This window comes from Pseudomonas putida (genome assembly GCA_041071465.1).
Classification (GTDB): domain Bacteria; phylum Pseudomonadota; class Gammaproteobacteria; order Pseudomonadales; family Pseudomonadaceae; genus Aquipseudomonas; species Aquipseudomonas putida_P.
The window spans coordinates 4,119,364-4,143,463 of the sequence record CP163498.1; the positions used below are offsets into that span (position 1 = coordinate 4,119,364).

Consider the following 24,100-nt stretch of genomic DNA (forward strand, 5'->3'; position numbering starts at 1 on the left):
CTTACTGTTCGCCGGGTTGAGGCTCGCGTCGCCCTCGTGGCACCAGCATAGGCGTCCCGCTCACCGGGTCGTCAATCACCAGCCCGGATAACCCAAAGACCTGCTGCACCAGCGCCTCGGTGAAGATCTGCGCCGGCGCCCCCTGGGCGACGATGGCGCCTTCACGCATGGCCACCAAGTGGCTGGCATAACGGCAGGCCTGGTTCAGGTCGTGTAGCACCGCCACGATGGTGCGCCCCTGTCGGTTCAGGTCGCGCAGCAACTCCAGCAATTCATACTGGTGGGCGATATCCAGGTAAGTGGTGGGCTCATCCAGCAGCAACAGTGGGGTGTCCTGCGCCAGCACCATGGCAATCCACACGCGCTGGCGCTGGCCGCCAGACAATGCCTGCACCGGGCGCTCGGCCAGCGCCTCGATGCCGGTCGCATGCATCGCGCGCTGTACCGCCTGTTCATCCTCGGGTGACCACTGTTGCCACAGACGCTGGTGCGGATAGCGGCCGCGCGCGACCAGTTCGGCTACGCGAATGCCGTCCGGTGCGCTGGCACTTTGCGGCAGCAGGGCCAGGCGCCGGGCCACGTCCTTGGCCGGGCGCTGCTGAATGTCCTGGCCATCGAGCAGCACCTGGCCGCAGCTGGGCACCAACAGCCGCGACAGTGCTGCCAGCAGGGTCGATTTACCGCAGGCGTTGGGGCCGATTATCACAGTGAAGGCACCGTCCTGGATGTCCAGCGACAGATCGTGCGACAGGGTTCTTTGGTCGCGGCGCAGGGTCAGCGCGCGGGCTTGCAGGCGAGGGCTCATGGCGGGTCCTTGGCAATCCGGTATTTTGCGGAACGTATTCTACATGATGGAATTATCTGTATGAGAAGTATTATCATGCGCAGCTGATTCCCTCTGAGCGAAGCCGAGCAATGAAGCGTTTTCGAGTTTGTGCAGCACTGGCCGCCGTCGCCCTGGCGCTGGCTGGGGTGATCCCGAGTGCAATAGCCGCGCCCGCGCGAATCGTCTCTACCACACCGAGCGTGACCGGCATCCTGCTGGCCATGCAGGCCCCCTTGGTGGCCAGCGCCGCCGCCACGCCTAGCCGCCTGACCGATGACAAGGGCTTCTTCTCGCAATGGGCAGCTGTGGCCGACCAGCGTGATGTGCAGGTGCTGTACCGTAACCTGCAGTTCGACATCGAGGCCGTGGTGGCCAGCGCCCCCGACTTGCTGGTGGTGTCTGCCACCGGTGCCGACAGCGCCGCGCCGCACCTGGCCGAGCTGAAAGCCCAGGGCGTGCCGACGCTGGTGATCAACTACTCCAACCAGTCCTGGCAGGACCTGGCTACCGAGCTTGGAGAAAAGACCGAACTGCAACAGCAGGCCAAGGCGGTGATCCAGCGGTTCGACGACTACACCCGCGAAACGGCAGCCCGCCTGACCCCCTCGCCAAGGCCGGTCGTCCTGATCGGCTACAACATCGGTGGCAGTTATTCCATCGGCCGCACATTCAGCCCGCAGGCAAGGCTGCTGACCGCACTCGGCTTTCAAGTGCGTGAACTGCCCGAGGCGATGGCGGGGCAGGTGATTCGCGCCACCGAATTCCAGTTCATTTCCCGCGAAAACCTGGTCGCCGCCATCGGTGATGCGGATGTGTTCCTGCTCAGCGCCGACGACAAAGATGCCCAAGCCTTCCTCCACGACCCAGTGCTGGCCAACCTGCGCGCGGTGCAGCACAAGCGCGTGTACCCGTTGGGGCCCAGTTCGTTCCGCATCGACTACTATTCCGGGCGGCAGATGCTCGACACCGTCGCCGGCTACTTCCACTGACCATGGCTGGCCCGACTTTGCGCCCTGCGCTGCTGGCAGGGCTATTGCTGCTGTTCATGGCGGCGCTGGCGAGCCTGCTGATTGGCTCGCATCCGATTACCGTCGGCGTGGTATTCGACGCCCTCTACCAGCCCGACCTGCTGAACGATGAGCACCTCATCGTGCGTGAGTTACGCGTGCCACGCACGTTGGTGGCGCTGCTGGCTGGCCTCGCGCTGGGGGCAGCGGGTACTTTGATGCAGGCACTGACACGCAACCCGCTGGCCGAACCGGGGCTGCTGGGCGTGAATGCCGGCGCCGCGCTCGCGGTCATCCTAGGCGTAGCATTGTTTGGTCTGACCCAGGTCAGCCAGTACATCCCGCTGGCCTTTTTCGGCGCTGGCATCGCCGGAGTTGTCGTGTTTCTGCTTGGCCAGGCCGGCGCTGCCGACAGCAGCCCGGTGCGCCTGGTACTGGCCGGGGCAGGGCTGAGCATGCTGCTGGCCTCGCTCACGGCCATCCTCGTGCTCAACACCCCACCTCAGGTCTATGACCATTTCCGCAATTGGGCGGCCGGCTCGTTGGCCGGCAGCAGTACGGCTGCGCTGCCATTGCCGACCTTGGCGATCGCCTTGGGCCTGGCCCTGGCCGCCGCCTTGATGCCACAACTCAATGCCTTGGCGCTGGGCCGAGATCTGGGCCGGGCGTTGGGCGTGAATGTGCGCCTGACCTGGGCGCTGGCCTGCGTGGCGCTGATGTTGCTGGCCGGCAGTGCTACCGCCATTGCCGGGCCGATCGGTTTCGTCGGGTTGGTGGCGCCGCACCTGGCACGATCGCTGGTGGGGCCGGACTACCGGCGCATGCTGCCCTATGCCGCGCTGATCGCTGCGCTGTTGCTGCTGGGCGCCGACCTGCTGGGCCGCGTGCTGGCGGCACCCGCGGAGCTGGCCGCCGGGACCCTGGCGCTGTTGCTTGGTGGGCCGGCCTTTATCGTATTGATTGGCAGGTTTCGCCTATGTCAGCTGTGAATGGGTTGCGTGTGCTTCGATGCGGGCCCCTGAGCCTGCGTTTCAGTTTGCGGGCCGTGCTGGTCGGCAGTGCACTGTCGCTGTTGGTGATGGGCCTGGCGGTGTTGCTGCTGGGTACGGGTAGCCTGCCGATCCATGCAGGCCAGGTGTTGACCAGCCTGTTTGGGCAGGGTGACAACGAGATGGCCAGCCGCATTGTCATCCGCGTGCGTTTGCCGCGGGTACTCACGGCAATGCTGGTGGGCGCGGCGCTGGGCATGGCTGGGGCAATCTTCCAGTCGATCGCGCGCAATGCTCTGGGTTCGCCCGATGTCATTGGCTTTACCACAGGCGCTGCGAGTGGTGCCATCGTGCAAATCATCCTGTTCGATGCCGGCCCGTTGGCCACGGCGTTGGCCGCTGTTGCAGGCGGCATGCTTACCGCGTTGCTGGTGTTGCTGTTGGCGCGTCGCGGGCAGGGCGGCCAGGGTTACCGGCTGGTGCTGGTGGGTATAGGCATGGGCGCCACGCTGTCGGGCCTCAACCAGCTGCTGCTGGTCACCGGCGACCTCGACCAGGCACTGTTCGCCCAGCTGTGGCTGGCCGGTTCGCTCAACACTCGTACCTGGGCCCATGTGTTGCCTGCCACGCTGGGGTTGGCACTGATGGTACCGGTGGCCCTGCTGTACAAGCGTGAACTGGCACTGATGGAAATGGGCGATGGCATGGCTGGTCAGTTGGGCGTGGCGGTGGAGCGTTCGCGGTTGCGCCTGGTGCTTGCAGCGGTAGGGCTTACTGCCATTGCCACTGCCGCAGCCGGGCCGATTGCTTTCATCGCCCTGGCTGGCCCGCAATTGGCGCGGCGGCTTACGCGTACTGCGGGGGTGCCATTGCTGTGTGCCGCCTTGATGGGCGCGGCGCTGCTGCTGGTGGCCGATTGGCTGAGCCAACGCCTGGCGGCCACGGCGCAGTTGCCGGTGGGGTTGGTGACCGGAGTATTGGGTGGTTGCTACCTGCTGTGGCTGATTACGGCTCAGCGTCAAGGGTCTGGAGCAGGGTGAAGCCTGGCTGGCCGGCCTCCTGACCACAGGTCGGTTTCAGGATGCGCCTGGTCGCTCGCACGCAACCCCTCGACGCCACAAGTGCCATGCTTGCAGGATGCCCAGGGACCAGCGCGCGCAGATGTGCGGCCATGGGCAAGGAGGCCGCCAGTACCACGCAACCGTGACGTGGCCGGCGCGCCGCAGCAGAACACGCCGGACACCTGCCCTCACAATCATTCAGGCAGGGTCCGTGATGCCGAGGTCCGCTGTATGCCTGATGAATTGCTCCACCTGCCCGATATCCAGCGCATTCTGGCCCGCGACAAGGCCACCCCGGGGGCCCTGTTGCCGATCCTGCATGCCATCCAGCACGACATCGGTTACATCCCCGATGCGGCTGTCCCCGAAATCGCTCATGCCCTGAACCTTAGCCTGGCCGAGGTGCGCGGGGTGATCAGCTTCTACCACGATTTCCGCACCGCGCCGCCTGCCCGTCATACTCTGCGCCTGTGCCGCGCCGAGTCGTGCCAGAGCCGTGGCGCCGAGGCCCTGGCCGCGCAGCTGCGTGAACAGCTGGCACTGGACGATCATGGCACCAGCGCCGACGGCGCCATCAGCCTTCGGCCGGTGTATTGCCTGGGCGCCTGTGCCTGCTCGCCGGCGCTGGAGCTGGACGGCCAAGTGCACGCGCGCCTCACCCCCGAGCGCCTGCGCGCCCTGGTCAATGGTTGCCGGGAGGACGCTGCATGCTGACCCTGTACATTCCCTGCGATTCGGTCGCCCGCGCCGTGGGTGCCGATCAGGTCGTCGAGGCCTTGCAGCGCGAGGCCGAGCGCCGCCAGTTGCCTCTGGACATCCAACGCACCAGCTCACGCGGGTTGTACTGGCTGGAGCCGCTGATCGAGTGCGACAGTGCGCAAGGGCGCCAGGGCTTCGGCCCGGTTACCCCGCAGGACGTGCCGTCCCTGCTCGATGCCCTGGCCGGTGATCCTGGTGGCCACTCACTGGCACTGGGCGCGGTCGAAGAAATACCTTACCTCAAGACCCAGCAGCGCCTGTTGTTCGCCCGCGCCGGCATCACCCGCCCGTTGTCGCTGGATGACTACCGCGCCCACGGCGGTTTCGCAGGGCTGGAGGCAGCCGTGGCCCTGGACGGTGCCGACGTGGTCGCTGCGGTACTCGATTCCGGTCTGCGTGGCCGTGGTGGCGCGGCGTTCCCGGCTGGCATCAAGTGGCGCACCGTGCGTGACGCCGATGCCGGGCAAAAATACGTGGTGTGCAACGCTGACGAGGGTGACTCCGGCACCTTTGCCGACCGCATGCTGATGGAGGGCGACCCCTTCCTGCTGATCGAGGGCATGATCATTGCCGGCCTCGCCGTCGGGGCCGACAAGGGATACATCTATGTACGCTCGGAATATCCCGACGCTATCCGCTCGCTTGACCAGGCCTTCACCATTGCCCGTGATGCGGGGTACCTCGGCACTGACGTAGCCGGCAGCGGCCTGGCGTTCGACCTGGAAGTGCGGGTGGGCGCCGGCGCCTATATCTGCGGCGAAGAAACCGCGTTGCTCGAATCCATCGAAGGCAAGCGCGGCATCGTCCGCGCCAAGCCCCCACTGCCCGCGCTGCAAGGCCTGTTCGGCTTGCCGACGCTGGTGCACAACGTGCTTACCCTGGCTTCGGTGCCCATCATTCTGGCCAAGGGCGCGGCGTTCTATCGCGATTTCGGCATGGGCCGCTCGCTGGGCACCATGCCGTTCCAGCTGGCCGGTAACATCCGCCAGGGTGGCTTGGTGGAGCGTGCGTTCGGCCTGACCCTGCGCGAACTGGTGGACGGTTACGGCGGTGGCACGGCCAGTGGCCGGCCGCTGAAGGCCGCGCAGGTCGGGGGGCCGCTTGGTGCCTGGGTACCCCCCAGCCACTTCGACACGCCGCTGGACTATGAAGCCTTCGCCGCCATGGGCGCGATGCTCGGCCACGGCGGTGTAGTGGTGGCCGACGACACCCTGAACATGGCCAGCATGGCGCGTTTCGCCCTGCAGTTCTGCGCCGAGGAGTCCTGTGGCAAGTGCACCCCATGCCGCATCGGCTCGACGCGGGGCATGGAAGTGGTCGACCGGCTGATCGCCAGCAGCGACCTCGCTGAACGCCACGACCAGGCGCTGGTGCTGCGCGACCTGTGCGACACGATGCAGTACGGCTCGCTGTGCGCCATGGGTGGCATGACCGCCTACCCGGTGGCCAGTGCGCTCAAGTACTTCCCTGCCGATTTTGGGCTGACCACCACGGAGGCCGCGCAGTGATCAATTTCTTCGACCCCGCTTCTGATAAAAACAGCGACCTCGGCACCCCGGCCCGTGACAGCGACGTGCAGGTCAGCCTGAGCATCGACGGCCGCGCCATCAGTGTGCCCGCCGGCACCTCGGTGATGCGCGCCGCCGCGATGCTCGGCACCAGCATCCCCAAACTGTGCGCCACCGACAGCCTTGAAGCCTTCGGCTCGTGCCGCATGTGCATGGTGGAAATCGAAGGCATGCGCGGCTACCCGGCGTCCTGCACCACGCCGGTCAGCGAAGGCATGGTGGTACGTACCGAAACCCCGCGCCTGGCCGGCCTGCGCCGCAACGTGATGGAGCTGTACATTTCCGACCACCCGCTGGACTGTCTGACCTGCTCGGCCAACGGTAACTGCGAGCTGCAGACCGTGGCTGGCCAGGTGGGCCTGCGCGAGGTGCGCTATGGCTATGACGGCGCCAACCACCTGGCCGAGAAAAAGGACGTTTCCAACCCGTATTTCGACTACGAGCCGAGCAAGTGCATCGTTTGCAGCCGCTGCGTGCGCGCCTGCGAGGATATCCAGGGCACCTTTGCCCTGACCATTACCGGGCGTGGTTTTGAATCGCGGGTAGCGGCAGCGGGTGGTGATGACTTCCTCACTTCCGAGTGCGTGTCGTGCGGCGCCTGCGTGCAGGCCTGCCCGACTGCGACCCTGACGGAAAAGAGCCTGGTGCAACTTGGCCAGCCTGAGCGTTCGGTCATTACCACGTGCGCCTACTGCGGCGTTGGCTGTTCGTTCCGCGCCGAAATGAAGGGCGACCAGCTGGTGCGCATGGTCCCGGACAAGAACGGCGGCGCCAACCATGGCCACGCCTGCGTCAAAGGCCGCTTCGCCTGGGGTTATGCCACCCACCCGGACCGCATTACCAAGCCGATGATTCGCAAGCGCCTGGAAGACCCGTGGCAGGAAGTGAGCTGGGACGAGGCGGTGACCTATGCCGCCAGCGAGTTCCGCCGCATCCAGCTCAAGTACGGGCGCGACGCCATTGGCGGCATCACCTCCAGCCGCTGCACCAACGAAGAAGCCTACCTGGTGCAGAAATTGGTGCGCACGGCATTCGGCAACAACAACGTCGATACCTGCGCGCGGGTGTGCCATTCGCCCACTGGCTATGGCCTGAAGCAGACCCTGGGTGAATCGGCGGGCACGCAAAGCTTCGATTCGGTGATGCAGGCCGACGTGGTGCTGGTGATCGGCGCCAACCCCACCGATGCTCACCCGGTGTTTGGTTCGCAACTCAAGCGTCGCTTGCGCCAGGGGGCTCGGCTGATCGTGATCGACCCACGGCGTATCGACCTGGTCGACTCGCCGCACGCCCGTGCCGAGCTGCATCTGCAACTGCGCCCAGGCACCAACGTGGCCATGCTCAACGCCCTGGCCCACGTGATAGTCACCGAGGGCCTGCTGGCTCAACGCTTCATCGATGCCCGCTGCGAAACCGAAGACTTCGCCCGCTGGCGCGACTTCGTCAGCCTGGCAGACAACGCCCCCGAGGTGCTCGGCCCGGTCTGTGGTGTGCCTGCCGAGCAGATCCGCGCCGCTGCGCGGTTGTATGCCACCGGCGGCAACGCAGCCATCTATTACGGCTTGGGCGTGACCGAGCACAGCCAGGGTAGTACTGCGGTGATGGGCATCGCCAACCTGGCCATGGCCACCGGCAATATCGGCCGCGAGGGGGTAGGGGTGAACCCGTTGCGCGGGCAGAACAACGTGCAGGGTTCGTGCGACATGGGTTCGTTCCCCCACGAGCTGCCCGGCTACCGGCATATCTCCAACGAGGGCGTGCGCGCCGAGTTCGAACGAGCCTGGGGCGTGACCCTGCAGCCCGACCCTGGTCTGCGCATTCCCAACATGTTCGAGGCTGCGTTGGACGGCAGCTTCAAAGCGTTGTACTGCCAGGGTGAGGACATCGCCCAGAGCGACCCTAACACCCAGCACGTCACGGCAGCCTTGCACGCCATGGAGTGCGTGGTGGTGCAGGATATTTTCCTCAACGAAACCGCCAAGTTCGCCCATGTTTTCCTGCCGGGCAGTTCATTCCTGGAAAAGGACGGCACTTTCACCAATGCCGAGCGGCGCATTTCGCGGGTGCGCAAGGTCATGGAGCCGCTGGCCGGCAAGGCCGACTGGGAAGCCACCGTGGCCCTGGCCAACGCCCTGGGCTACCCGATGAACTACCGCCACCCGTCCGAGATCATGGACGAGATCGCTCGCCTGACGCCGACCTTCCGCCGGGTAAGCTACGCCGAGATCGACCGCCATGGCAGCCTGCAATGGCCATGCAACGATGCTGCACCCGATGGCACACCGACCATGCACATCGACCAGTTCGTGCGTGGCAAGGGCCGCTTCATGCTTACCGGCTACGTGCCCACCGACGAAAAGGTCAACAACCGCTATCCGCTGCTGCTGACCACCGGGCGCATCCTCAGCCAGTACAACGTCGGGGCTCAGACCCGGCGTACCGGCAACGTCGCCTGGCATGACGCCGACCGTTTGGAGATCCACCCAACCGACGCCGAAAGCCGTGGCATTCAGGACGGTGACTGGGTGGGAATCGGCAGCCGCGCCGGGCAGACCGTGCTGCGTGCCAAGGTCAGCGCACGGGTGGCGCCGGGCGTGGTGTACACCACGTTCCACTTCCCTGAATCGGGGGCGAACGTGATCACCACCGACAACTCCGACTGGGCCACCAACTGCCCCGAGTACAAGGTGACGGCTGTGGAAGTGGTGAAAGTGTTCCAGCCATCACAATGGCAAAAGCGCTACCAGGACTTCAGTGATGAACAGCGGCGGCTGCTGATAGAGCGCCGCACAGCGGAAAAAGCCGAGGTGCGCCGATGAGCAGTGACAACCTGGTCAAGATGGCCAACCAGATTGCCCATTACTTCGACAGTGAGCCAAACCGGGCGCTGGCGGTGCAGGGGGTGCGGCAGCATTTGCAAAGCTTCTGGACGCCGGCCATGCGCCGGCAACTGGCGGAGTGGATCGAGGCCAACGCAGGGGAGGGCCTGGACCCGAAGGTGCGCGAGGCGATGGCCTAGCGGGCCTGCGCGGTCCCTGTAGGAGCGGCCTTGTGTCGCGAAAGGGCCGCGAAGCAGCCCCAGATTTCAGCTTTGATGCATAAATTTCTGGGGCCGCCTTGCGGCCCTTTCGCGACACAAGGCCGCTCCTACAGGGACCGCGCCAATCGTGGCAATTGCGTCAGCCGCGGGCCAGTTCGGCCTGGTGGGCGATGGCTTCTTCGCTCTTGAGCACCAGCACATCGCCCTCGAGCGCATCCAGCACCACCTCGGAAGTATTGCCAATCAACGCCCCGGAAATCCCCGTGCGGCACACCGTACCGATCACCGTCACAACCGCATCAAGCTCCTTCTCGGTATGCGGAATCAGCACATCCGCCGGCCCTTCGGCCACGTGTAGGCACGCTTCACTGATGCCGTACTCGGCCTGGAACGCCTTGCACGCTTCGCGGTAACGTTTTTCGATGGTATCGCTCAGTTGGTATGCCGGGTCCGAGGCCGACAGCATTGGCGACGGGTGGGCGCTGATGACATGCAGCTCGCCCTTGGCCAGTTTGGCAATCTCGAAGCCATGGTCGATGATGCTGGCATGCAGGCGGCGGTGGTCCTCGTCCTGGTTGCCCACGTCCACTGCAGCCAGAATCTTGCCCCCGGTCCACGGCCGTTCGCTCTTGACCATCAGCACAGCGCACGGGCACTGGCGCAGCAGCTTCCAGTCGCTGGGGGTGAGCAGGGCCTTCTTCAGCGGGTTGTCCGGGCGGTGTTCCTTGATCACCAACTCGCAGCCCTCGGCCTGCTGCACATAGATGATGGTGTCGTGCAGGTTGTCGCGCCAGGCCTCTTCGTGGGTGATGTTGTCGTACCCGTCATCATGCAACTGGCTGCTCAACAGGCTCAGTAGTGCACTGTGATCATGCCGTTTGTCGCACATCAGCAGGTGCAGGCGTGCGCCAGTGACGCCAGCGATCAGCTTGGCCCGGGTCAGCGCCCGGCTGTGGGCGTGCTCAGGGTCGAGGACGACGAGGATGCTGCGGACGGCTTGCATGGGCGTGAACTCCCTCAAAGGTGGCGACCAATGCCTGACTATAGTCGGCGCTTCCCCCGCTGGCGCTTGATATACGTCAAGCATAGTCACTGGCGCCACCCGCCGCCGTCGGTATAATCGCCGCCTCTGCCTGTTCCTGTGGTTGCACGTTTATGTCCCTGATCCCCGAAATCGACGCTTTTCTTGGTTGCCCGACGCCAGATGCCTGGATCGAAGCGGCGCTCGCCGACCAGGAAACCCTGCTGATCGACCACAAGAACTGCGAGTTCAAGGCCGCCAGCACGGCCTTGAGCCTGATGGCCAAATACAACACGCACCTTGATCTGATCAACATGATGTCGCGCCTGGCCCGCGAGGAGCTGGTGCACCATGAGCAGGTGCTGCGCCTGATGAAGCGCCGTGGTGTGCCGCTGCGCCCTGTGTCGGCGGGGCGCTATGCGTCGGGGCTGCGCCGCCTGGTGCGTGCCCACGAGCCAGTGAAACTGGTGGATACGCTGGTGGTGGGGGCGTTCATCGAGGCGCGCAGCTGTGAGCGCTTCGCTGCGCTGGTGCCGCACCTGGATGAAGAACTGGGCCGCTTCTACCACGGTTTGTTGAAAAGTGAAGCGCGCCACTACCAGGGCTACCTGAAACTGGCGCACAACTACGGCGATGAGGCGGACATCGCCCGCCGCGTGGAACTGGTGCGCGCTGCGGAAATGGAACTGATCCAGTCACCGGACCAGGAACTGCGCTTCCACAGCGGTATACCGCAGGCACTAGCCGCCTGAGTCGCAGCAGGCGGCCCTGGGTTCAGTCGCGCCGGCCCAGCAACAGGCCGATCACCAGGCCGAGGCCGGCGGAAATGGCCACGGTCTGCCAGGGGTGGCCGCCAATATAATCCTGAGTGGCGTCCACCACCGGTTGCGCCTTGTCCCGCACATTGCCTGCGGCCTGGCGCGCCTGTTTCAGTTTGAGGCTGACCTGCGCCCGCAGGGATTCTGCTTCTTCGCCCACCAGGGCGGCACTGTCGTTCAGCAGTTTTTCCGATTCTTCGATCAGCGATTGCAGTTCGCTGAATACCTGGTCCTTGATCTGATCGCTGTCCGCCAGCGTGGCGTTTTTCCGGGCCATGAACTCGTCCTCGTCGATGGGGGGTGTGAACAATGGATACCGCCACGTCGGGAAAGTTGCGGCGGCTTTCCGATGTTGCGTTGCCTGGGTGTAAGATAGCGGCCATTTTCAAACCTGCAGGTACCTTCATGAGTTTCAATCTGGCCAACATGAGCTTCGAGGAACGGGCGCAGATCGAGGCAGAGAAGGCTCGGCTGTTCGAGATGTGGCAGAACAACCTGGGCAAGGCCAAGGGCGATGCGGCCCGGCTGATTGCCGAAAAGCCACGGCGCAAGGGCAAGTGGGCCGAGTGGGTACGCGCCGAACTGGACGCCATGACGCCGCCCGAGTACGCCAGCATGGTGCGCAGCGAAGTCAACAAGCTGATGGCCGCGGCCAGCGCCAACCGCTGAGCACACCCCACCGGGCGTTTACCAGTAAGCGCCCTTGGGCAGGTCCAGCTTGCCCTCGTCGGTAAAGCGCACGGTGCCCAGCGGCCCGCCGGCCAGCTTGCCGCGCAGCGTGTAGGGCAAACCCTGCAGCGACTCTACCTTGCCCAGCCCATAGGCCTGGCGCAGGAAGGAAAACGCCGTGATGCTGACGGGCACCACGATTACCGCTTCGTCATATCGGCCAATATGGCCCTGCTGGTCGCTGACCCGGCCGCTAGCGGCTGGCCGTTGACTTCCAGGTTGATGGCGACACCGTTGTAATCGATCGGCGCCTCGTTGGGGTTCTGTACCCGCATTTTCACCGCCATGCGCAGCTCCAGCTCCTGGCCGGGCAGTGGCTCGATGCCGATCACGCTGATGTTGACCGGGTCGCGTGGCTGGAACAGGGCGCAGGCTCCTAGGCCATACGCCATCAGCAGGACGAGAAACAGGCGGATACAGTGGTGCAGGCGGGCAGTCATTGAGGGCGACCTTGCCAAAGTGAGCGAACGGTCAGTGTGGCAAATGCGCGTCGGCGTTGAAAGTATCCTCGCAGATGAAAGATACTGTTTCTCATTAACGTCCGATAACTCATCTTACTGGCAGTTTCCAAACCCATGCTGACGTCACCCGTGTCGGGCCTGCTGGCGACTTTCCAGGAGCACTACGACGACCTGTTGCAGTTCCTGACCCGGCGCATGAGCGACCGCCAGCGCGCCGCCGACGTGGCGCAGGAAACCTATCTGAAACTGGTGAACATCGACGAGCAGGCGGTGCCGGTGTTGCATGCGCGCAGTTTCATCTTTCGCGTGGCCGGCAACCTGGCAATCGATGCCTTGCGCCGCGAGAAGCGCATCGCCGCCAGCCACGACGACAGTGACGGCGCCTGTGAGGTGGCCTGCCCGGCACCGGCGCCCGAGGCGGCATTGCTGGCCCGCGAGCGCCTGCGGATTCTTGACCAGGCGCTGTTGCAACTGCCCGACAACGCCCGCCGGGCGCTGTTGCTCAACCGCGTCGAAGGCCTGACCCAGAAGCAGATCGCTCAACGCCTGGGCGTTTCCGAGAGCATGGTGGCGAAGTACATCGGCCAGGCGCTGCGCCATTGCCGCGGTTGGCTTAAGCAGGCGGGTGTGGCGGCGTCCGTGGTGGTGCTGGTCGCCGCCGTGGCGGGTTGGCGGCAGGCGCCGATGCTGCTGGCGGATTACCACACTGCTGTCGGCGAGCGGCAGATCATTACGTTGGCTGATGGCACGCGGGTGACGCTGAACAGCGCCAGTGCCATGAGCGTCGTTTTCAGTGAGCATGAGCGGCGTGTGGTGCTTGATGCCGGTGAAGCATTGTTCGAGACCGCTGCTGATTCACGGCCGTTTGTGGTCGATACCGCCGGTGAGCGGGTGCAGGGCACTGCCGCGACCTTCAGCGTGCGCCGCGATGGCCACGTGGTGTTGGCGCACGGTGAGGCCAAGGTAGGTCAACGCGAACTGGCGGTAGCGGCCGATGCCGGCATGCAAATGGCCTGGCAGCGCGGCAAGCTGATCTTCAACGGCAAGCCGCTGGGGCAGGTACTGGAGGAGCTTGAGCGATACCGCCATGGGCGCATTGTGCTGTCCGACAGCAAGCTGGCAGCGATGGAGGTGAGCGGGGTATTTGATCTGGATGAGCCTGAGGCCCTGTTGCGGACGCTTGAGCAGCGATATGGCCTGAAGGTTACCTACCTGCCGTGGTTGGCCGTGGTGTATTGATCGGCCTGCAGCGACCTCGTCGCACTACAGAAATAAAAATATTTTCCATTTGGCACTGCAAGTTCGTGCAAGCCAGATCGTCGTAGTGGGACTGATCAGCAACCCATTCTCATTTACGACTTGTCAGGAAGCTCATACGTGCCTCTGATGCTCAAGCCCTTGCACCGCCGTCGCGGTTCTCTTCACCACGCCCTGATGTCCTGCAGTGCCCTGGCCATGCTGGTCGGTCCGCTGCATGTGTGGGCCGCGACGACCACCGAACAGACCCAGATGCAGGCTCGCCAGGTTCAGCTCGACGTGCCAGCCCAACCGTTGGGCCAGGCCCTGACCACTTTCGCCGATCAGGCTGGCCTGCACCTGTTGTTCACCACTGGTGATGTCGCAGATCAGGCCAGCCCGGCGTTGCAGGGCAGCTACAGTGTCGAGCAGGCCCTGCAGCAGCTGCTGGCCGGCAGCGGCATGAGTTGGCAGTTCAGCGATGCCCGTACGGTCACCCTGCGTAAAACCGAGGCCGCGCCGCAGGCGGTCAACCTCAAGCCGATCGAAGTCAGCGTGGCCTCGCGCACCAGCACCGCAATCAGCGAAATCCCCGGCACCGTCTGGGTGGTCGAGCAGCAGCAGTTGCGCGAGCAGATCGACAGCGGTGTCAGCCTGAAGGAAGCCATCGGCAAGCTGGTGCCGGGCCTCGACCTGGCGCCGGAAGGGCGCACCAACTACGGCCAGAACATGCGCGGGCGCAACGTGCTGGTGATGATCGACGGGGTCAGCCAGAACAGCTCGCGCGGCCTGTCGCGCCAGTTCGACAGCATTTCGCCGTTCAACGTCGAGCGCGTCGAAGTGTTGTCGGGTGCCAGCGCCATCTACGGCGGTGGCGCCACCGGCGGCATCATCAACATCGTGACCAAGAAGGGCGAGCCCGGCCCGGCGCGGTTCGAGACCCAGCTGGGCGCCAGCAGCGGCTTCAACAACAGCGACGACCTGGCCACTCGCTTCGCCCAGTCGATCAGCGGCGGCAACGAGCGGGTCAATGCCCGGCTGGGTATCTCCGGTGAGCAGAACGAAGCCTTTTACGATGGTGCAGGCGACCAGATCTTCATCGACAACACCCAGACCGACCTGCAGTACAACCGCACCATCGATGTGCTCGGTACCTTGGGCCTGCAGTTGAACGACCAGCAGAGCCTCGACCTGTTGGCCCAGTACTACGACTCGGGCAACCACGGCAGCACGGGTATCTACTTCCCCAACCTCAACTACAACGCGCCGTCAGACCTGGAAGACGCCGAGCTGCGCAGCGGTTATTCGTCGGACCTGGAGCCGCGTACCCGACGCTTGTTGCTGAACGCCAATTACCACCACAACGACGTGCTGGGCCAGGATTTCTACCTGCAAGCCTCGTACCGCAAGGAAGACGACAACTTCTACCCGTTCCCGTACTACAACCGTGCCACGCCCACCGGTTCGCGCGGGGTGTACTTTGCTGCCTCGCAGCAGAACTTCGAGGTCACCAGCCTCAAGGGGCTGTTCGCCAAGCAATGGGACACGCTGAAGCTGACCTACGGCGTCGACCTGGACCGCGAGCGGTTCAACGCCGAGCAGACCACCTTCAATGCCCTGACTTCGTCCGAGTCGGGCGGCCTGGAGATGGAAAAGGACAGCAAGGCGGCGCGTTACCCCAGCTATCGGGTCGATGGTGTGTCGGTGTATGCCCAGCTGGACTGGCACGCCACCGACAACCTGACGTTCTCGGGCGGCGCTCGTCGCCAGCAGATGGACGTGGATGTCAGCGACTTCAAGGGCGTACCGGGCGGCAGCAACGACTACCAGGTGAACCTGTTCAACGTCGGTGCCATCTACGATTTCAAGAACGGCCACCAGGTGTGGACCAACTATGGCGAAGGCTTCGACCTGCCGGACCCAGCCAAGTACTACGGCAAGCCGAGCCTGAGCGTGGCCGACAACCCGCTGGCTGGCATCAAGAGCCGCCAGGTGGAGCTGGGCTGGCGCTATGCCGACCTGGGCTGGGATGCCCAGGCAGCGCTGTACTACATCTGGTCGGACAAGATCATCAACGTCGATTCGCAAACGCTGACCATCAACGTGGAAGAGCAGAAGAGCCGCGACTTTGGCTTTGAAGGTGCGCTGACCCGGCACTTCCAGGCCGGTTGGGAAACCGGCGGCACCTTGCACCTGACCCGCTCCGAAGAAGAGGCTGCAGACGGTGGCTGGATCAAGCGTGATGCCCGCTATGCTTCGCTGTCCAAGGCCACCGCGTTCGTCGGCTGGAAGGGCGATGGCCGCAGCGCGCGGTTGCAGGCCAACCATGCTTTCAGCCTGAAGGACGATGCCGACCACGAGATCGACGGCTACACCACCTTCGACTTGCTTGGCAGCCAGGACACCGGTTTCGGTACCTTCAGTGCCGGCATCCAGAACCTGCTGGACAAGCAGTACAGCACGGTCTGGGGGCAGCGTGCGACGCTCTTCTATTCACCGACCTACGGGCCAGCGTACCTGTATGACTACCAAGGGCGTGGGCGCACCTACACGCTGACCTGGAGCATGGCTTACTGAGTGTTGCAGCCTGAACTGGCCTCTGTGGGCGCGGGCCGGTTCAGGCAAATGCTGCCAGCAAGTCCTGCGCAAACGCCTGCTGTGCTTCACCAACCCCCTGTGCCCGGTGCCGGGCCAGGGTAAACGGCACCACGAAATCCAGCCCTGGGTCCAGCGCCCACAATAACCCCTCGGCCTCCCAGTCCTGCGCGCAGTGGCATGGCAGGTAGCCGATATGCCGCCCCGACAGAATGAACGTCAGCACGCTCTCGATCTGCTCCGCCACCGCCATGCTGCGCTGGCTCTGGAACGGCTCACCGCCTTTGAGAAAACGGTACGGATGGCGCACCTGGTCCATGTCCAGCAGCCGCTCAAGCCCAACCCCCGACTCGCCGAACAGCACATGCCCTTTGCCGCAATACAGCCGTTGCCTCTCCTCGAACAATGGCTGGTAATCAAAGGCCGCCTGGTTGCCGGAAAAGTAGCTGATGGCACAGTCCAGCCGCTGCTCCAGCAACAACCGCTCAAGCTCCGCTGGCGGTGCACTGATCAGCTCCAATTGCACCGATTCCTCTCGCTTGCGAAACGCCGCAATGGCCGCCGCCAGCTTCAGGCTGACTGCCTTGTCCTGGTTTTCCGCCAGACCGATGCGCACGTTGCCCAGCAACCGCCCAGCAACGCCGTTGGCCTGCTGGCGGAACTGCTCGATGTTCAGCAGCAGGCCACGCGCCGCCTCCAATAACAATTCACCTTTGTCCGTCAGGCGAAAACCACCCTTGCCACGGCTGCACAGACGGTAACCCAGGCGAGCCTCCAGCTGTGCCATGCGCTGGCTTATGGTGGGCTGGCTCAGGCCCAGCACGCCTTGCGCGGCGCTGAAGCCACCGGCCTGGACTACAGTGACGAACAGCCGCAGCAGGTGCAGATCGGGGTCGTGCAATTGTCCGAGCATTACATTGGTCCTGGTGAATGTCAGCTTTGCAAACTTGCCATTTCTGCAATGTAACCCGGCTGGCATGCTCGCGGCATCCACCCATTAGCCGAGGTGTCCGCCATGCGTCGATCGTTGTGCTTGTTGTCCCTGGTCCTGGCCTTGCCGTTACAGGCGCAAGAAAAGGTCGTGAACCTCTATAGCTGGGCCGACTACGTTGCCCCGCAAACCCTTCAGCGCTTCGAGCGAGAAACCGGCTACAAGGTGCGCTACGACACCTTCGACACCACTGAAGTGCTGGAAACCAAGCTGCTGACCGGTGGTAGCGGTTACGACGTGGTGGTGCCGTCAGCTACCGTGCTGGCCAGGGCGCTCAAGGCCAATGCCCTGCAACCGCTCGATCCTCAGGCCATGCCCGGCTACAGCAATCTCGACAAGGACCTGCTGGCCAAGCTCGCCGAGGCCGACCCCGGCAACCGCCATGCCGTGCCGTACACCTGGGGAACGCTGGGCCTTGGGGTGAATGTGGAGGCCGTGCGCCAGCGCCTGGGCGATGTGCCGCTCGACAGCCTCGACCTGCTGTTCAAGCCCGAGTACGCCAGCCGTCTGAAGGACTGCGGCATTGCCATGCCCGATTCGCCACAGGAAGTGATAGGGGTTGCCCTGAACTACCTGGGCAAAGACCCTTACAGCCAGAACAAGGATGACCTGGCTGCCGCGCAGAACCTGCTCAGCCAGTTGCAGCCGTCGATCAGCTATGTCGCCAATGGCCGGCAGATCAGCGACCTGGCCAATGGCAGCGTGTGCCTGGCGCTGACCTATAACGGTGATGCGGCAATGGCCGCCGACCAGGCCCGCCGTGCCGGCAAGCCGTTCGAGCTGATCTACCGCATCCCCCGCGAAGGCACGCTGGTGTGGCAGGACAACCTGGTCATTCCAAAAGACGCCCCGCACCCCGAGGCCGCGCGAGCGTTCATTGCCTTCATGCTCAAGCCCGAGTCGGTGGCGGCGCTGACCAACACGCTGTTCTTCGCCAATGCCAACCAAGCCGCCACACCACTGGTGGACGAAGCGGTGCGCAACGACCCGGACATCTACCCACCCGCCGAGGTACGCCAGCGCCTGTTCGCCGACCGCAGCATGGCCTTGGCCGATTTGCGCCAGCGTAACCGCCTTTGGACGGCTTTCCGCAGCCGCCAATGAGACATGACAACCAAGGAGCCCGACCGTGGAGCAAGCCGCAAGCAACGACCAGGCGATGACCCGCGACAGCCTGTATGGCACTGCCGCCGAAAGTACCTACGCCGGTATTACCAGTTTCTCTCGCCGCCGCTACAGCCGCGATTTGCGGGGTGTGGATGTGGTGGTCAGCGGTGTGCCGTTCGATACTGCCACCAGCAACCGCCCCGGCGCGCGTTTCGGCCCACGGGCGATCCGCGCCGCTTCGGTGCAGCAGGCCTGGGCCCGGCACTGGCCGTGGGCGTTCGACCCCTTCGACCACCTGGCGGTAATCGACTTTGGTGACTGCCCCTTCGACAGCGGCACGCCGCAGTCGGTGCCGGACAGCATCGAGGCCCATGCAGAGCATATCCTGCAGGCGGGTTGCGCCATGCTCACCCTCGGTGGCGACCACTTCATCAGCTACCCGCTGCTAAAGGCTCACGCCCGCCGCCATGGCCCGCTGGCGCTGATTCACTTCGATGCCCACAGTGATACCTGGCCGGACGAGGAGGGCAAGCGCATCGACCACGGCACCATGTTCTGGCATGCCGCCCGCGAAGGCCTGGTGGACCCGGCTCACTCGTTGCAGATCGGCCTGCGCACCACCAATGACGACAGCCAGGGCTTTGCCATTCTCGACGCCCGACAGGTGCACCGCCAAGGCACCGAGGCGGTGATTGCAGCGATTCGTCAGCGGGTGGGCGAGCGCCCGGTGTACCTGACCTTCGACATCGACTGCCTCGACCCGGCCTATGCGCCTGGCACCGGTACGCCGGTGTGTGGCGGGCTGAGCACGGTGCAGGCGCTGGAGATCCTGGGTGGGCTGCGCGGTATCAACCTGGTGGGCATGGACCTGGTGGAAGTGGCGCCGGCTTATGACCATGCCGATATCACGGCGCTGGCGGGGGCGACGCTGGCGATGGAGATGCTGTGTCTGTATGCCGCCCGGCATAAAGTGGATAAGGGCCAGTAACTTGGAGCCGCGTTGCGGCCCATCGCGATGCTAGGCCGCTGCTAGAAGCGAGCGCGTGCCCCCTGTAGGAGCGTCCTTGCGTCGCGATGGGCTGCAATGCAGCCCCATGGGCGCATACTGAAACATCAGGAATCATCTCCATCCATATTCACACTTTTGCCGCGAACCCTTCGCGCCTTAGGCTATCAAACCGACCAGGCGCGGCATTTTCGTACAGGAGGTGAAGCATGACCCCGACATTGCCCATCCTGGCCCTCGGCCTGGCTTTGTGCCTGCCCGCGCACGCAGCCCTGCAGCAGCCTTTGCAGCTCGCCGCCGGCAACAACAACCCCTACAACAGCCCGATCCAGCGCGCCAACCCCAACAGCCGCCAGGGCAGCATGCCGGCCACGCCACCGGTGCGCGGCCCGTCCACCGACCCGTACCAGCGTACCCCCACGCTGGACAACCGCGGCATCGGCAACGGCGACAACCTGCGCCGCCAGCAGCAAACCCCGAACCTGGAACCCACCCGGCCACCGCGCGACAATCCGCGTGCGCCATAAGCCCGATTGAAAGGAATCCTGCATGCTTCGAGCACCCTGGCTTGCCACCCTGACTGCCGCCGCGTTGCTGCCCTTGCTGGCGCAGGCAGCGGCGGAACAGCAGTTTCGCAGTGAAGAAGGCACCTTGACCGTCAGCACCGTTGCCGATGGCCTGCGCAACCCTTGGGCACTGGCGTTTCTGCCGGGCGGCAAGGACATGCTGGTGACCGAACGCACCGGCAACCTGCGGCTGGTCAATGCCGAGGGCAAGGTTGGCCCGCCGATCAGTGGCGTACCCAAGGTCTGGGCCGAAGGCCAGGGCGGCTTGCTGGACGTAGTGCTGTCGCCGGAGTTCGGCAAGGACCGCACCGTGTACCTGTCGTACGCCGAGGAGGGCAGTGATGGCAAGGCCGGTACCGCCGTGGGCCGTGGCCAGCTGTCTGAAGACCGTGCCCGGTTGGAGAACTTCACGGTGGTTTTCCGCCAGCAGCCCAAGCTGTCGGTGGGTAACCACTTCGGCTCGCGCCTGGTATTCGACCGCAACGGCTACCTGTTCATTGCCTTGGGCGAGAACAACCAGCGCCCCACTGCCCAAGACCTGGACAAGCTGCAAGGCAAGATCGTGCGCATCTTGCCGGACGGCGAAGTGCCCAAGGACAACCCCTTTGTCGGCAAGAGCAATGTGCGGCCGGAGATCTGGTCGTACGGCCACCGCAACCAGCAAGGCGCCGCGCTCAACCCTTGGACCGGCAAGCTGTGGACCCACGAGCACGGCCCGCGTGGCGGCGACGAAATCAACATACCCGAACCCGGCAAGAACTACGGCTGGCCGATTGCGACCCATGGCATCAACTACTCGCTGCTGCCGATCCCCGAGGCCAAGGGCAAGCACGTCGACGGCATGGTCGACCCGCACCATGTGTGGGAAAAGTCACCCGGTATCAGCGGCATGGCGTTCTACGACAGCCCGACGTTCAAGGCCTGGGACCACAACCTGTTCATTGGTGCGTTGGCCACTCAGGAACTCATCCGCTTGCAGCTGAAGGGGGACAAGGTGGTGCATGAGGAGCGTTTGCTGGGTGACTTGAAGGCGCGTATTCGCGATGTGCGGGTGGGGCCGGATGGGTACCTGTATGTACTGACCGATGACAAGGATGGGGCGTTGCTGAAGGTGGGCTTGGACGGCGACGCCTGACGCGCTCTCTTGTGGGGGCGGTCAGTGCCAGCTCTGGAGTTTCATACACAACAGTTGCACCCACAATGTGTGCTCTGCACCCGCTGTGTAGAATGCGGCATGGCTACCGACCCCCAATCCTGCTACCAGCAAGCCCTGAACACCCAGGGCTTTGTCGCCGACCCCGCCCAGGCCCGCGCCGTCGAGGCCCTGCAAGCTTGCTTCCAGGCCGTCGAGCAAGGCCGCCCCACCCAGGGTATCTACCTCTGGGGGCCGGTGGGCCGGGGCAAGACCTGGCTGATGGATCAGTTCCACCGCTGTCTGCGCCTACCCAGCCGGCGCCAGCACTTCCACCACTTCATGGCCTGGGTCCATCAGCGCCTGTTTCAGCTTAACGGCACTGCCGACCCGCTTCTGGCCCTGGCTCGGGACTTGGCCGGGCAGATCCGTGTGCTGTGCTTCGATGAACTGTTCGTCAACGACATCGGTGATGCGATCATCCTCGGCCGCCTGTTTCAGGTTCTGTTCGACCAGGGTGTGGTGATTGTCGCCACTTCCAACCAGCCACCCGAGCAGCTCTACCGCGATGGCTTCAACCGCGAGCGGTTCCTGCCGGCTATTGCCGCCATCCAGCGGCACATGCAGGTACTGCCGGTGACGGGCGAGCAGGACCACCGTCTGCACCCCGGTGCAGAGCGGCAGCGCTACTGGGTAGCGGAGGCGGGGCAGGCCAGCCAGTTGGGCGGGGTGTTCTGCCAGCTTAGCCCGGAAGACAGCGGCACTGATCGGCCATTGGTGATCGGCTCCAGGCAGGTTCAAGTGGTGCGGCGCAGTGGGCAGGCTATCTGGTGCCGCTTCGCCGATCTGTGCGAACAACCTTTGGCGGCCATGGAGTTCATGGCCTTGTGCGATCAATTTCCCGCGATTTTGCTATCCGGCATACCGGCGCTGGGTGGTGAGCAGCGGGCGGGGCGTATTGCCCGCGGCACCGAGGATGGCGCGGCGCGGGTGGTGGCAGGCGACCGTGAACTGCCGGCACTGTCACCCAAGGATGACGCGGTACGCCGCTTCATTGCCCTGGTCGACGAATGCTACGACCGCCGTGTGGCCTTGTACCTGGAAGCACAGGTGCCGCTCGATGCCCTCTACACCCAAGGGTACTTGGCCTTTCCGTACCAACGAACCCTGAGCCGGCTTCGGGAGATGCAACTGCAACGCTTTGCCTGAAAAGGCGCCCAAGCATGCACCCGACTACGGGCTTACTTGTTCAGCCACTCAACCAAGGTACGGTTGAACCGCACCGGCTCCTCGATCTGCGGTGCATGCCCCATGCCTTCGAAGGTGATCAGTTCACCTTTGGGGATCAGCTTGGCCACCTGTGGCCCCAGCTCTGCATACTTGCCCAGCTTCGCCTTTACTTCCGGCGGCGCGATATCGCTGCCGATGGCCGTGGTGTCCTTGTCGCCTATCAGTAGCAAGGTCGGCATCTGCAGGTCGCTGAACTCGTGGTACACCGGCTGGGTGAAGATCATGTCGTAGATCAGCGCCGAATTCCACGCCACGGCTTCATGCCCCGGCCCTTTGTTCAGGCCCACCAGCATCTGTACCCAACGCTCGTATTCCGGCTTCCAGCGGCCGGCGTAGTAGGTCTTGCGCTCATATTCGCGCACCCCCTCGGCATCCAGCTTGAGCTCGCGGGCATACCACTGGTCCACGGTGCGGTAGGGCACGCCCAGGGCTTTCCAGTCTTCCAGGCCGATCGGGTTGACCATGGCAAGGCGTTCAACTTGCTGTGGGTACATCAGCGCGTAGCGGGTGGCGAGCATCCCGCCGGTGGAGTGGCCGAGCACGGTGGTTCGCTTCACGCCGAGCTGTTCGAGCAGGGCATGGGTATTGTCCGCCAGTTGCTGGAAGCTGTACTGGTAATGCGCCGGTTTGCTCGATGTACAGAAGCCGACCTGATCGGGGGCGATGACCCGGTAGCCGGCCTTGCTCAGGGCGTCGATGGTGGTTTCCCAGGTGGCGGCGCAAAAGTTCTTGCCGTGCATCAGTACCACGCTGTGGCCGTTGGCCTGGCCCTGGGCGGGCACGTCCATGTAGCCCATCTGCAGGGCCTGGCCCTGAGACTTGAAGTCGAAATGCTTGAGGGGGTGTGGGTAGTTGAACCCTTGCAGTTGTGGGCCGTAGGTGGGCGACTCGGCGGCGATGGCCGAACTGCCGGCCAGGCAGGCCAGAGCCAGGGCGGTTGCGCGCAGCATGTGGGCACTCCGTGTAGGGCCATGTAGGAATGGGCGACTTTAGCAGCCAGGCGCGGGCCGGAAACGTGAAAGGTGTTACCAGCCGTGAAACCAGCCCAGGGTAATCATGGCCAGCACCGCATAGCGGCCGGCCTTGGCCAGGGTCACCAGCAACAAAAAGCGCCAGAACGGCTCACGCATGATCCCGGCGATCAGCGTCAGCGGGTCGCCGATCACCGGCATCCAGCTGAGCAGCAGTGACCATTGCCCCCAGCGCTGGTAGCGCTGCTGCGCACGCTCCAACTGGGCAGCACTGAACGGGAACCAACGCTTGTCACGCAGGTGTTCAATGGCCCGCCCCAGCAGCCAGTTGACTACCGAACCCAACACATTGCCCAGGGTGGCGACCAGCAGCAGCGTCGCCCAGGCCTCGGGCTGGCGCAGCAATAGGCCGACCAGTACGGCCTCCGATTGCAGCGGTAGCAGGGTGGCGGCGCCAAAGGCGCTGAGGAACAGCGCCCACAGGCTGAGCATCAGTAGTTGGCTACAACGGTGTCCTGGCCCTCCTGGGTCACACCGATAACCTGGTAGGCATCCTTGTGGTCACCCATTTCCATGCCCGGCGAGCCCATGGGCATGCCCGGCACGGCCAGGCCCTTGAGGTCGCTGCGCTTGGTCAGCAGGCGTACCTGCTCGGCCGGTACGTGGCCTTCGACGAACTTGCCGTCGATCACCCCGGTATGGCACGACGCCAGCCGTGGCGCCACGCCCAGACGTTGCTTGACCGCGCTCATGTTCGGCTCGACGTGGTCGTTGACGGTGAAGCCGTTGTCCCGCAGGTGGCTGATCCAGGCCTTGCAGCAGCCGCAGTTGGGGTCGCGGTAGACGTCGATGGTCTCGGCGGCCTGGGCCAGGCCGGTGACGGCCAGCAGGCCCAGGGTCAGCAGGTGTTTGCGCAGCATGGTGAAG

General features: G+C 64.4%; 23 protein-coding genes and 1 pseudogene. 16 read left to right on the forward strand and 8 right to left on the reverse strand.

The window, feature by feature from the left end:
- Window position 1: 1 nt before the first annotated feature.
- Entirely contained in the window at window positions 2-805 is an 804-nt protein-coding gene (locus tag AB5975_18990; protein XDR18690.1) for an ABC transporter ATP-binding protein, read from the reverse strand.
- Window positions 806-915: 110 nt separating this feature from the next.
- Here AB5975_18990 and fepB point away from each other — a divergent pair, with 110 nt between their 5' ends.
- From fepB to AB5975_19025, 7 genes are all read left to right on the forward strand, one after another.
- Entirely contained in the window at window positions 916-1,815 is a 900-nt protein-coding gene (gene fepB / locus AB5975_18995; GenBank protein ID XDR18691.1) for a Fe2+-enterobactin ABC transporter substrate-binding protein, read from the forward strand.
- Window positions 1,816-1,817: 2 nt separating this feature from the next.
- Complete coding sequence (locus tag AB5975_19000; GenBank protein ID XDR18692.1) at window positions 1,818-2,822, forward strand: FecCD family ABC transporter permease; 1,005 nt, start codon at window positions 1,818-1,820, stop codon at window positions 2,820-2,822.
- Complete coding sequence (locus tag AB5975_19005) at window positions 2,819-3,862, forward strand: FecCD family ABC transporter permease (GenBank protein XDR22995.1); 1,044 nt, start codon at window positions 2,819-2,821, stop codon at window positions 3,860-3,862. Before AB5975_19000 ends, AB5975_19005 begins: the two co-directional genes overlap by 4 nt.
- A 252-nt stretch (window positions 3,863-4,114) precedes the next feature.
- Window positions 4,115-4,597, forward strand: coding sequence for a formate dehydrogenase subunit gamma (locus tag AB5975_19010; GenBank protein ID XDR18693.1), 483 nt, complete (start codon window positions 4,115-4,117; stop codon window positions 4,595-4,597).
- A complete protein-coding gene (locus AB5975_19015; protein ID XDR18694.1) occupies window positions 4,591-6,150 on the forward strand; it encodes a formate dehydrogenase beta subunit in 1,560 nt (519 codons plus the stop codon). The genes AB5975_19010 and AB5975_19015 overlap by 7 nt, the downstream gene beginning before the upstream one ends.
- The gene (gene fdhF, locus AB5975_19020; GenBank protein ID XDR18695.1) at window positions 6,147-9,029 is read left to right on the forward strand and encodes a formate dehydrogenase subunit alpha; all 2,883 of its coding nucleotides are present in this window, start codon (window positions 6,147-6,149) and stop codon (window positions 9,027-9,029) included. Before AB5975_19015 ends, fdhF begins: the two co-directional genes overlap by 4 nt.
- Window positions 9,026-9,229, forward strand: a complete 204-nt coding sequence (locus AB5975_19025) for a formate dehydrogenase subunit delta (GenBank protein ID XDR18696.1) — start codon at window positions 9,026-9,028, stop codon at window positions 9,227-9,229. The genes fdhF and AB5975_19025 overlap by 4 nt, the downstream gene beginning before the upstream one ends.
- Window positions 9,230-9,389: 160 nt before the next feature.
- On the opposite strand, the gene AB5975_19030 is transcribed toward AB5975_19025, so the two are convergent.
- Window positions 9,390-10,253, reverse strand: coding sequence for a universal stress protein (locus tag AB5975_19030; GenBank protein ID XDR18697.1), 864 nt, complete (start codon window positions 10,251-10,253; stop codon window positions 9,390-9,392).
- Between the two features lie 152 nt (window positions 10,254-10,405).
- Here AB5975_19030 and AB5975_19035 point away from each other — a divergent pair, with 152 nt between their 5' ends.
- Window positions 10,406-11,023 (forward strand): tRNA-(ms[2]io[6]A)-hydroxylase, encoded by a 618-nt coding sequence (locus AB5975_19035; GenBank protein XDR18698.1) that lies wholly within the window; start codon window positions 10,406-10,408, stop codon window positions 11,021-11,023.
- Window positions 11,024-11,045: 22 nt separating this feature from the next.
- Here AB5975_19035 and AB5975_19040 read toward each other — a convergent pair whose 3' ends face one another.
- A complete protein-coding gene (locus tag AB5975_19040) occupies window positions 11,046-11,366 on the reverse strand; it encodes a YqjD family protein (GenBank protein ID XDR22996.1) in 321 nt (106 codons plus the stop codon).
- A 128-nt stretch (window positions 11,367-11,494) separates the two neighbouring features.
- Here AB5975_19040 and AB5975_19045 point away from each other — a divergent pair, with 128 nt between their 5' ends.
- Window positions 11,495-11,758: a hypothetical protein gene (locus AB5975_19045; GenBank protein ID XDR18699.1), complete on the forward strand. Its 264-nt coding sequence runs from the start codon at window positions 11,495-11,497 to the stop codon at window positions 11,756-11,758.
- Between the two features lie 18 nt (window positions 11,759-11,776).
- Here the strand turns inward: AB5975_19045 and AB5975_19050 are convergent.
- Window positions 11,777-12,258, reverse strand: a pseudogene (locus AB5975_19050) (LEA type 2 family protein).
- A 135-nt stretch (window positions 12,259-12,393) separates the two neighbouring features.
- Between AB5975_19050 and AB5975_19055 the strand changes: the two are divergent.
- Together AB5975_19055 and AB5975_19060 are read left to right on the forward strand one after the other, a co-directional pair.
- Window positions 12,394-13,518: a sigma-70 family RNA polymerase sigma factor gene (locus tag AB5975_19055; GenBank protein ID XDR18700.1), complete on the forward strand. Its 1,125-nt coding sequence runs from the start codon at window positions 12,394-12,396 to the stop codon at window positions 13,516-13,518.
- A 147-nt stretch (window positions 13,519-13,665) separates the two neighbouring features.
- Window positions 13,666-16,092, forward strand: a complete 2,427-nt coding sequence (locus tag AB5975_19060) for a TonB-dependent receptor (protein XDR18701.1) — start codon at window positions 13,666-13,668, stop codon at window positions 16,090-16,092.
- A gap of 40 nt (window positions 16,093-16,132) precedes the next feature.
- Here AB5975_19060 and AB5975_19065 read toward each other — a convergent pair whose 3' ends face one another.
- Window positions 16,133-17,023: a LysR family transcriptional regulator gene (locus AB5975_19065; protein ID XDR18702.1), complete on the reverse strand. Its 891-nt coding sequence runs from the start codon at window positions 17,021-17,023 to the stop codon at window positions 16,133-16,135.
- Window positions 17,024-17,125: 102 nt separating this feature from the next.
- Here AB5975_19065 and AB5975_19070 point away from each other — a divergent pair, with 102 nt between their 5' ends.
- The 5 genes from AB5975_19070 (at window position 17,126) to zapE (ending at window position 22,121) form a co-directional block, all read left to right on the forward strand.
- Entirely contained in the window at window positions 17,126-18,205 is a 1,080-nt protein-coding gene (locus tag AB5975_19070) for a polyamine ABC transporter substrate-binding protein (GenBank protein XDR18703.1), read from the forward strand.
- A 25-nt stretch (window positions 18,206-18,230) separates the two neighbouring features.
- Window positions 18,231-19,196, forward strand: a complete 966-nt coding sequence (gene speB / locus AB5975_19075; protein XDR18704.1) for an agmatinase — start codon at window positions 18,231-18,233, stop codon at window positions 19,194-19,196.
- 227 nt (window positions 19,197-19,423) lie between these two features.
- A complete protein-coding gene (locus AB5975_19080; protein ID XDR18705.1) occupies window positions 19,424-19,741 on the forward strand; it encodes a hypothetical protein in 318 nt (105 codons plus the stop codon).
- 22 nt (window positions 19,742-19,763) lie between these two features.
- Window positions 19,764-20,915: a PQQ-dependent sugar dehydrogenase gene (locus AB5975_19085; protein XDR18706.1), complete on the forward strand. Its 1,152-nt coding sequence runs from the start codon at window positions 19,764-19,766 to the stop codon at window positions 20,913-20,915.
- A 99-nt stretch (window positions 20,916-21,014) separates the two neighbouring features.
- Entirely contained in the window at window positions 21,015-22,121 is a 1,107-nt protein-coding gene (gene zapE, locus AB5975_19090) for a cell division protein ZapE (protein XDR18707.1), read from the forward strand.
- A gap of 32 nt (window positions 22,122-22,153) precedes the next feature.
- On the opposite strand, the gene AB5975_19095 is transcribed toward zapE, so the two are convergent.
- From AB5975_19095 to AB5975_19105, 3 genes are all read right to left on the reverse strand, one after another.
- Window positions 22,154-23,152, reverse strand: a complete 999-nt coding sequence (locus AB5975_19095) for an alpha/beta fold hydrolase (protein ID XDR18708.1) — start codon at window positions 23,150-23,152, stop codon at window positions 22,154-22,156.
- A 75-nt stretch (window positions 23,153-23,227) separates the two neighbouring features.
- Window positions 23,228-23,665: a YqaA family protein gene (locus AB5975_19100; protein XDR18709.1), complete on the reverse strand. Its 438-nt coding sequence runs from the start codon at window positions 23,663-23,665 to the stop codon at window positions 23,228-23,230.
- Window positions 23,665-24,093 (reverse strand): DUF411 domain-containing protein, encoded by a 429-nt coding sequence (locus AB5975_19105; protein ID XDR18710.1) that lies wholly within the window; start codon window positions 24,091-24,093, stop codon window positions 23,665-23,667. The genes AB5975_19100 and AB5975_19105 overlap by 1 nt, the downstream gene beginning before the upstream one ends.
- Window positions 24,094-24,100: the final 7 nt, after the last annotated feature.

Bases quoted from the DNA above. Each gene is read 5' to 3' on its own strand.
- AB5975_18990 (XDR18690.1), bottom strand. From the start codon at position 805: ATGAGCCCTCGCCTGCAAGCCCGCGCGCTGACCCTGCGCCGCGACCAA.
- fepB (XDR18691.1), top strand. From the start codon at position 916: ATGAAGCGTTTTCGAGTTTGTGCAGCACTGGCCGCCGTCGCCCTGGCG.
- AB5975_19000 (XDR18692.1), top strand. From the start codon at position 1,818: ATGGCTGGCCCGACTTTGCGCCCTGCGCTGCTGGCAGGGCTATTGCTG.
- AB5975_19010 (XDR18693.1), top strand. From the start codon at position 4,115: ATGCCTGATGAATTGCTCCACCTGCCCGATATCCAGCGCATTCTGGCC.
- AB5975_19015 (XDR18694.1), top strand. From the start codon at position 4,591: ATGCTGACCCTGTACATTCCCTGCGATTCGGTCGCCCGCGCCGTGGGT.
- AB5975_19025 (XDR18696.1), top strand. From the start codon at position 9,026: ATGAGCAGTGACAACCTGGTCAAGATGGCCAACCAGATTGCCCATTAC.
- AB5975_19030 (XDR18697.1), bottom strand. From the start codon at position 10,253: ATGCAAGCCGTCCGCAGCATCCTCGTCGTCCTCGACCCTGAGCACGCC.
- AB5975_19035 (XDR18698.1), top strand. From the start codon at position 10,406: ATGTCCCTGATCCCCGAAATCGACGCTTTTCTTGGTTGCCCGACGCCA.
- AB5975_19040 (XDR22996.1), bottom strand. From the start codon at position 11,366: ATGGCCCGGAAAAACGCCACGCTGGCGGACAGCGATCAGATCAAGGAC.
- AB5975_19045 (XDR18699.1), top strand. From the start codon at position 11,495: ATGAGTTTCAATCTGGCCAACATGAGCTTCGAGGAACGGGCGCAGATC.
- AB5975_19055 (XDR18700.1), top strand. From the start codon at position 12,394: ATGCTGACGTCACCCGTGTCGGGCCTGCTGGCGACTTTCCAGGAGCAC.
- AB5975_19060 (XDR18701.1), top strand. From the start codon at position 13,666: ATGCTCAAGCCCTTGCACCGCCGTCGCGGTTCTCTTCACCACGCCCTG.
- AB5975_19065 (XDR18702.1), bottom strand. From the start codon at position 17,023: ATGCTCGGACAATTGCACGACCCCGATCTGCACCTGCTGCGGCTGTTC.
- AB5975_19070 (XDR18703.1), top strand. From the start codon at position 17,126: ATGCGTCGATCGTTGTGCTTGTTGTCCCTGGTCCTGGCCTTGCCGTTA.
- AB5975_19080 (XDR18705.1), top strand. From the start codon at position 19,424: ATGACCCCGACATTGCCCATCCTGGCCCTCGGCCTGGCTTTGTGCCTG.
- AB5975_19085 (XDR18706.1), top strand. From the start codon at position 19,764: ATGCTTCGAGCACCCTGGCTTGCCACCCTGACTGCCGCCGCGTTGCTG.
- zapE (XDR18707.1), top strand. From the start codon at position 21,015: ATGGCTACCGACCCCCAATCCTGCTACCAGCAAGCCCTGAACACCCAG.
- AB5975_19095 (XDR18708.1), bottom strand. From the start codon at position 23,152: ATGCTGCGCGCAACCGCCCTGGCTCTGGCCTGCCTGGCCGGCAGTTCG.
- AB5975_19100 (XDR18709.1), bottom strand. From the start codon at position 23,665: ATGCTCAGCCTGTGGGCGCTGTTCCTCAGCGCCTTTGGCGCCGCCACC.
- AB5975_19105 (XDR18710.1), bottom strand. From the start codon at position 24,093: ATGCTGCGCAAACACCTGCTGACCCTGGGCCTGCTGGCCGTCACCGGC.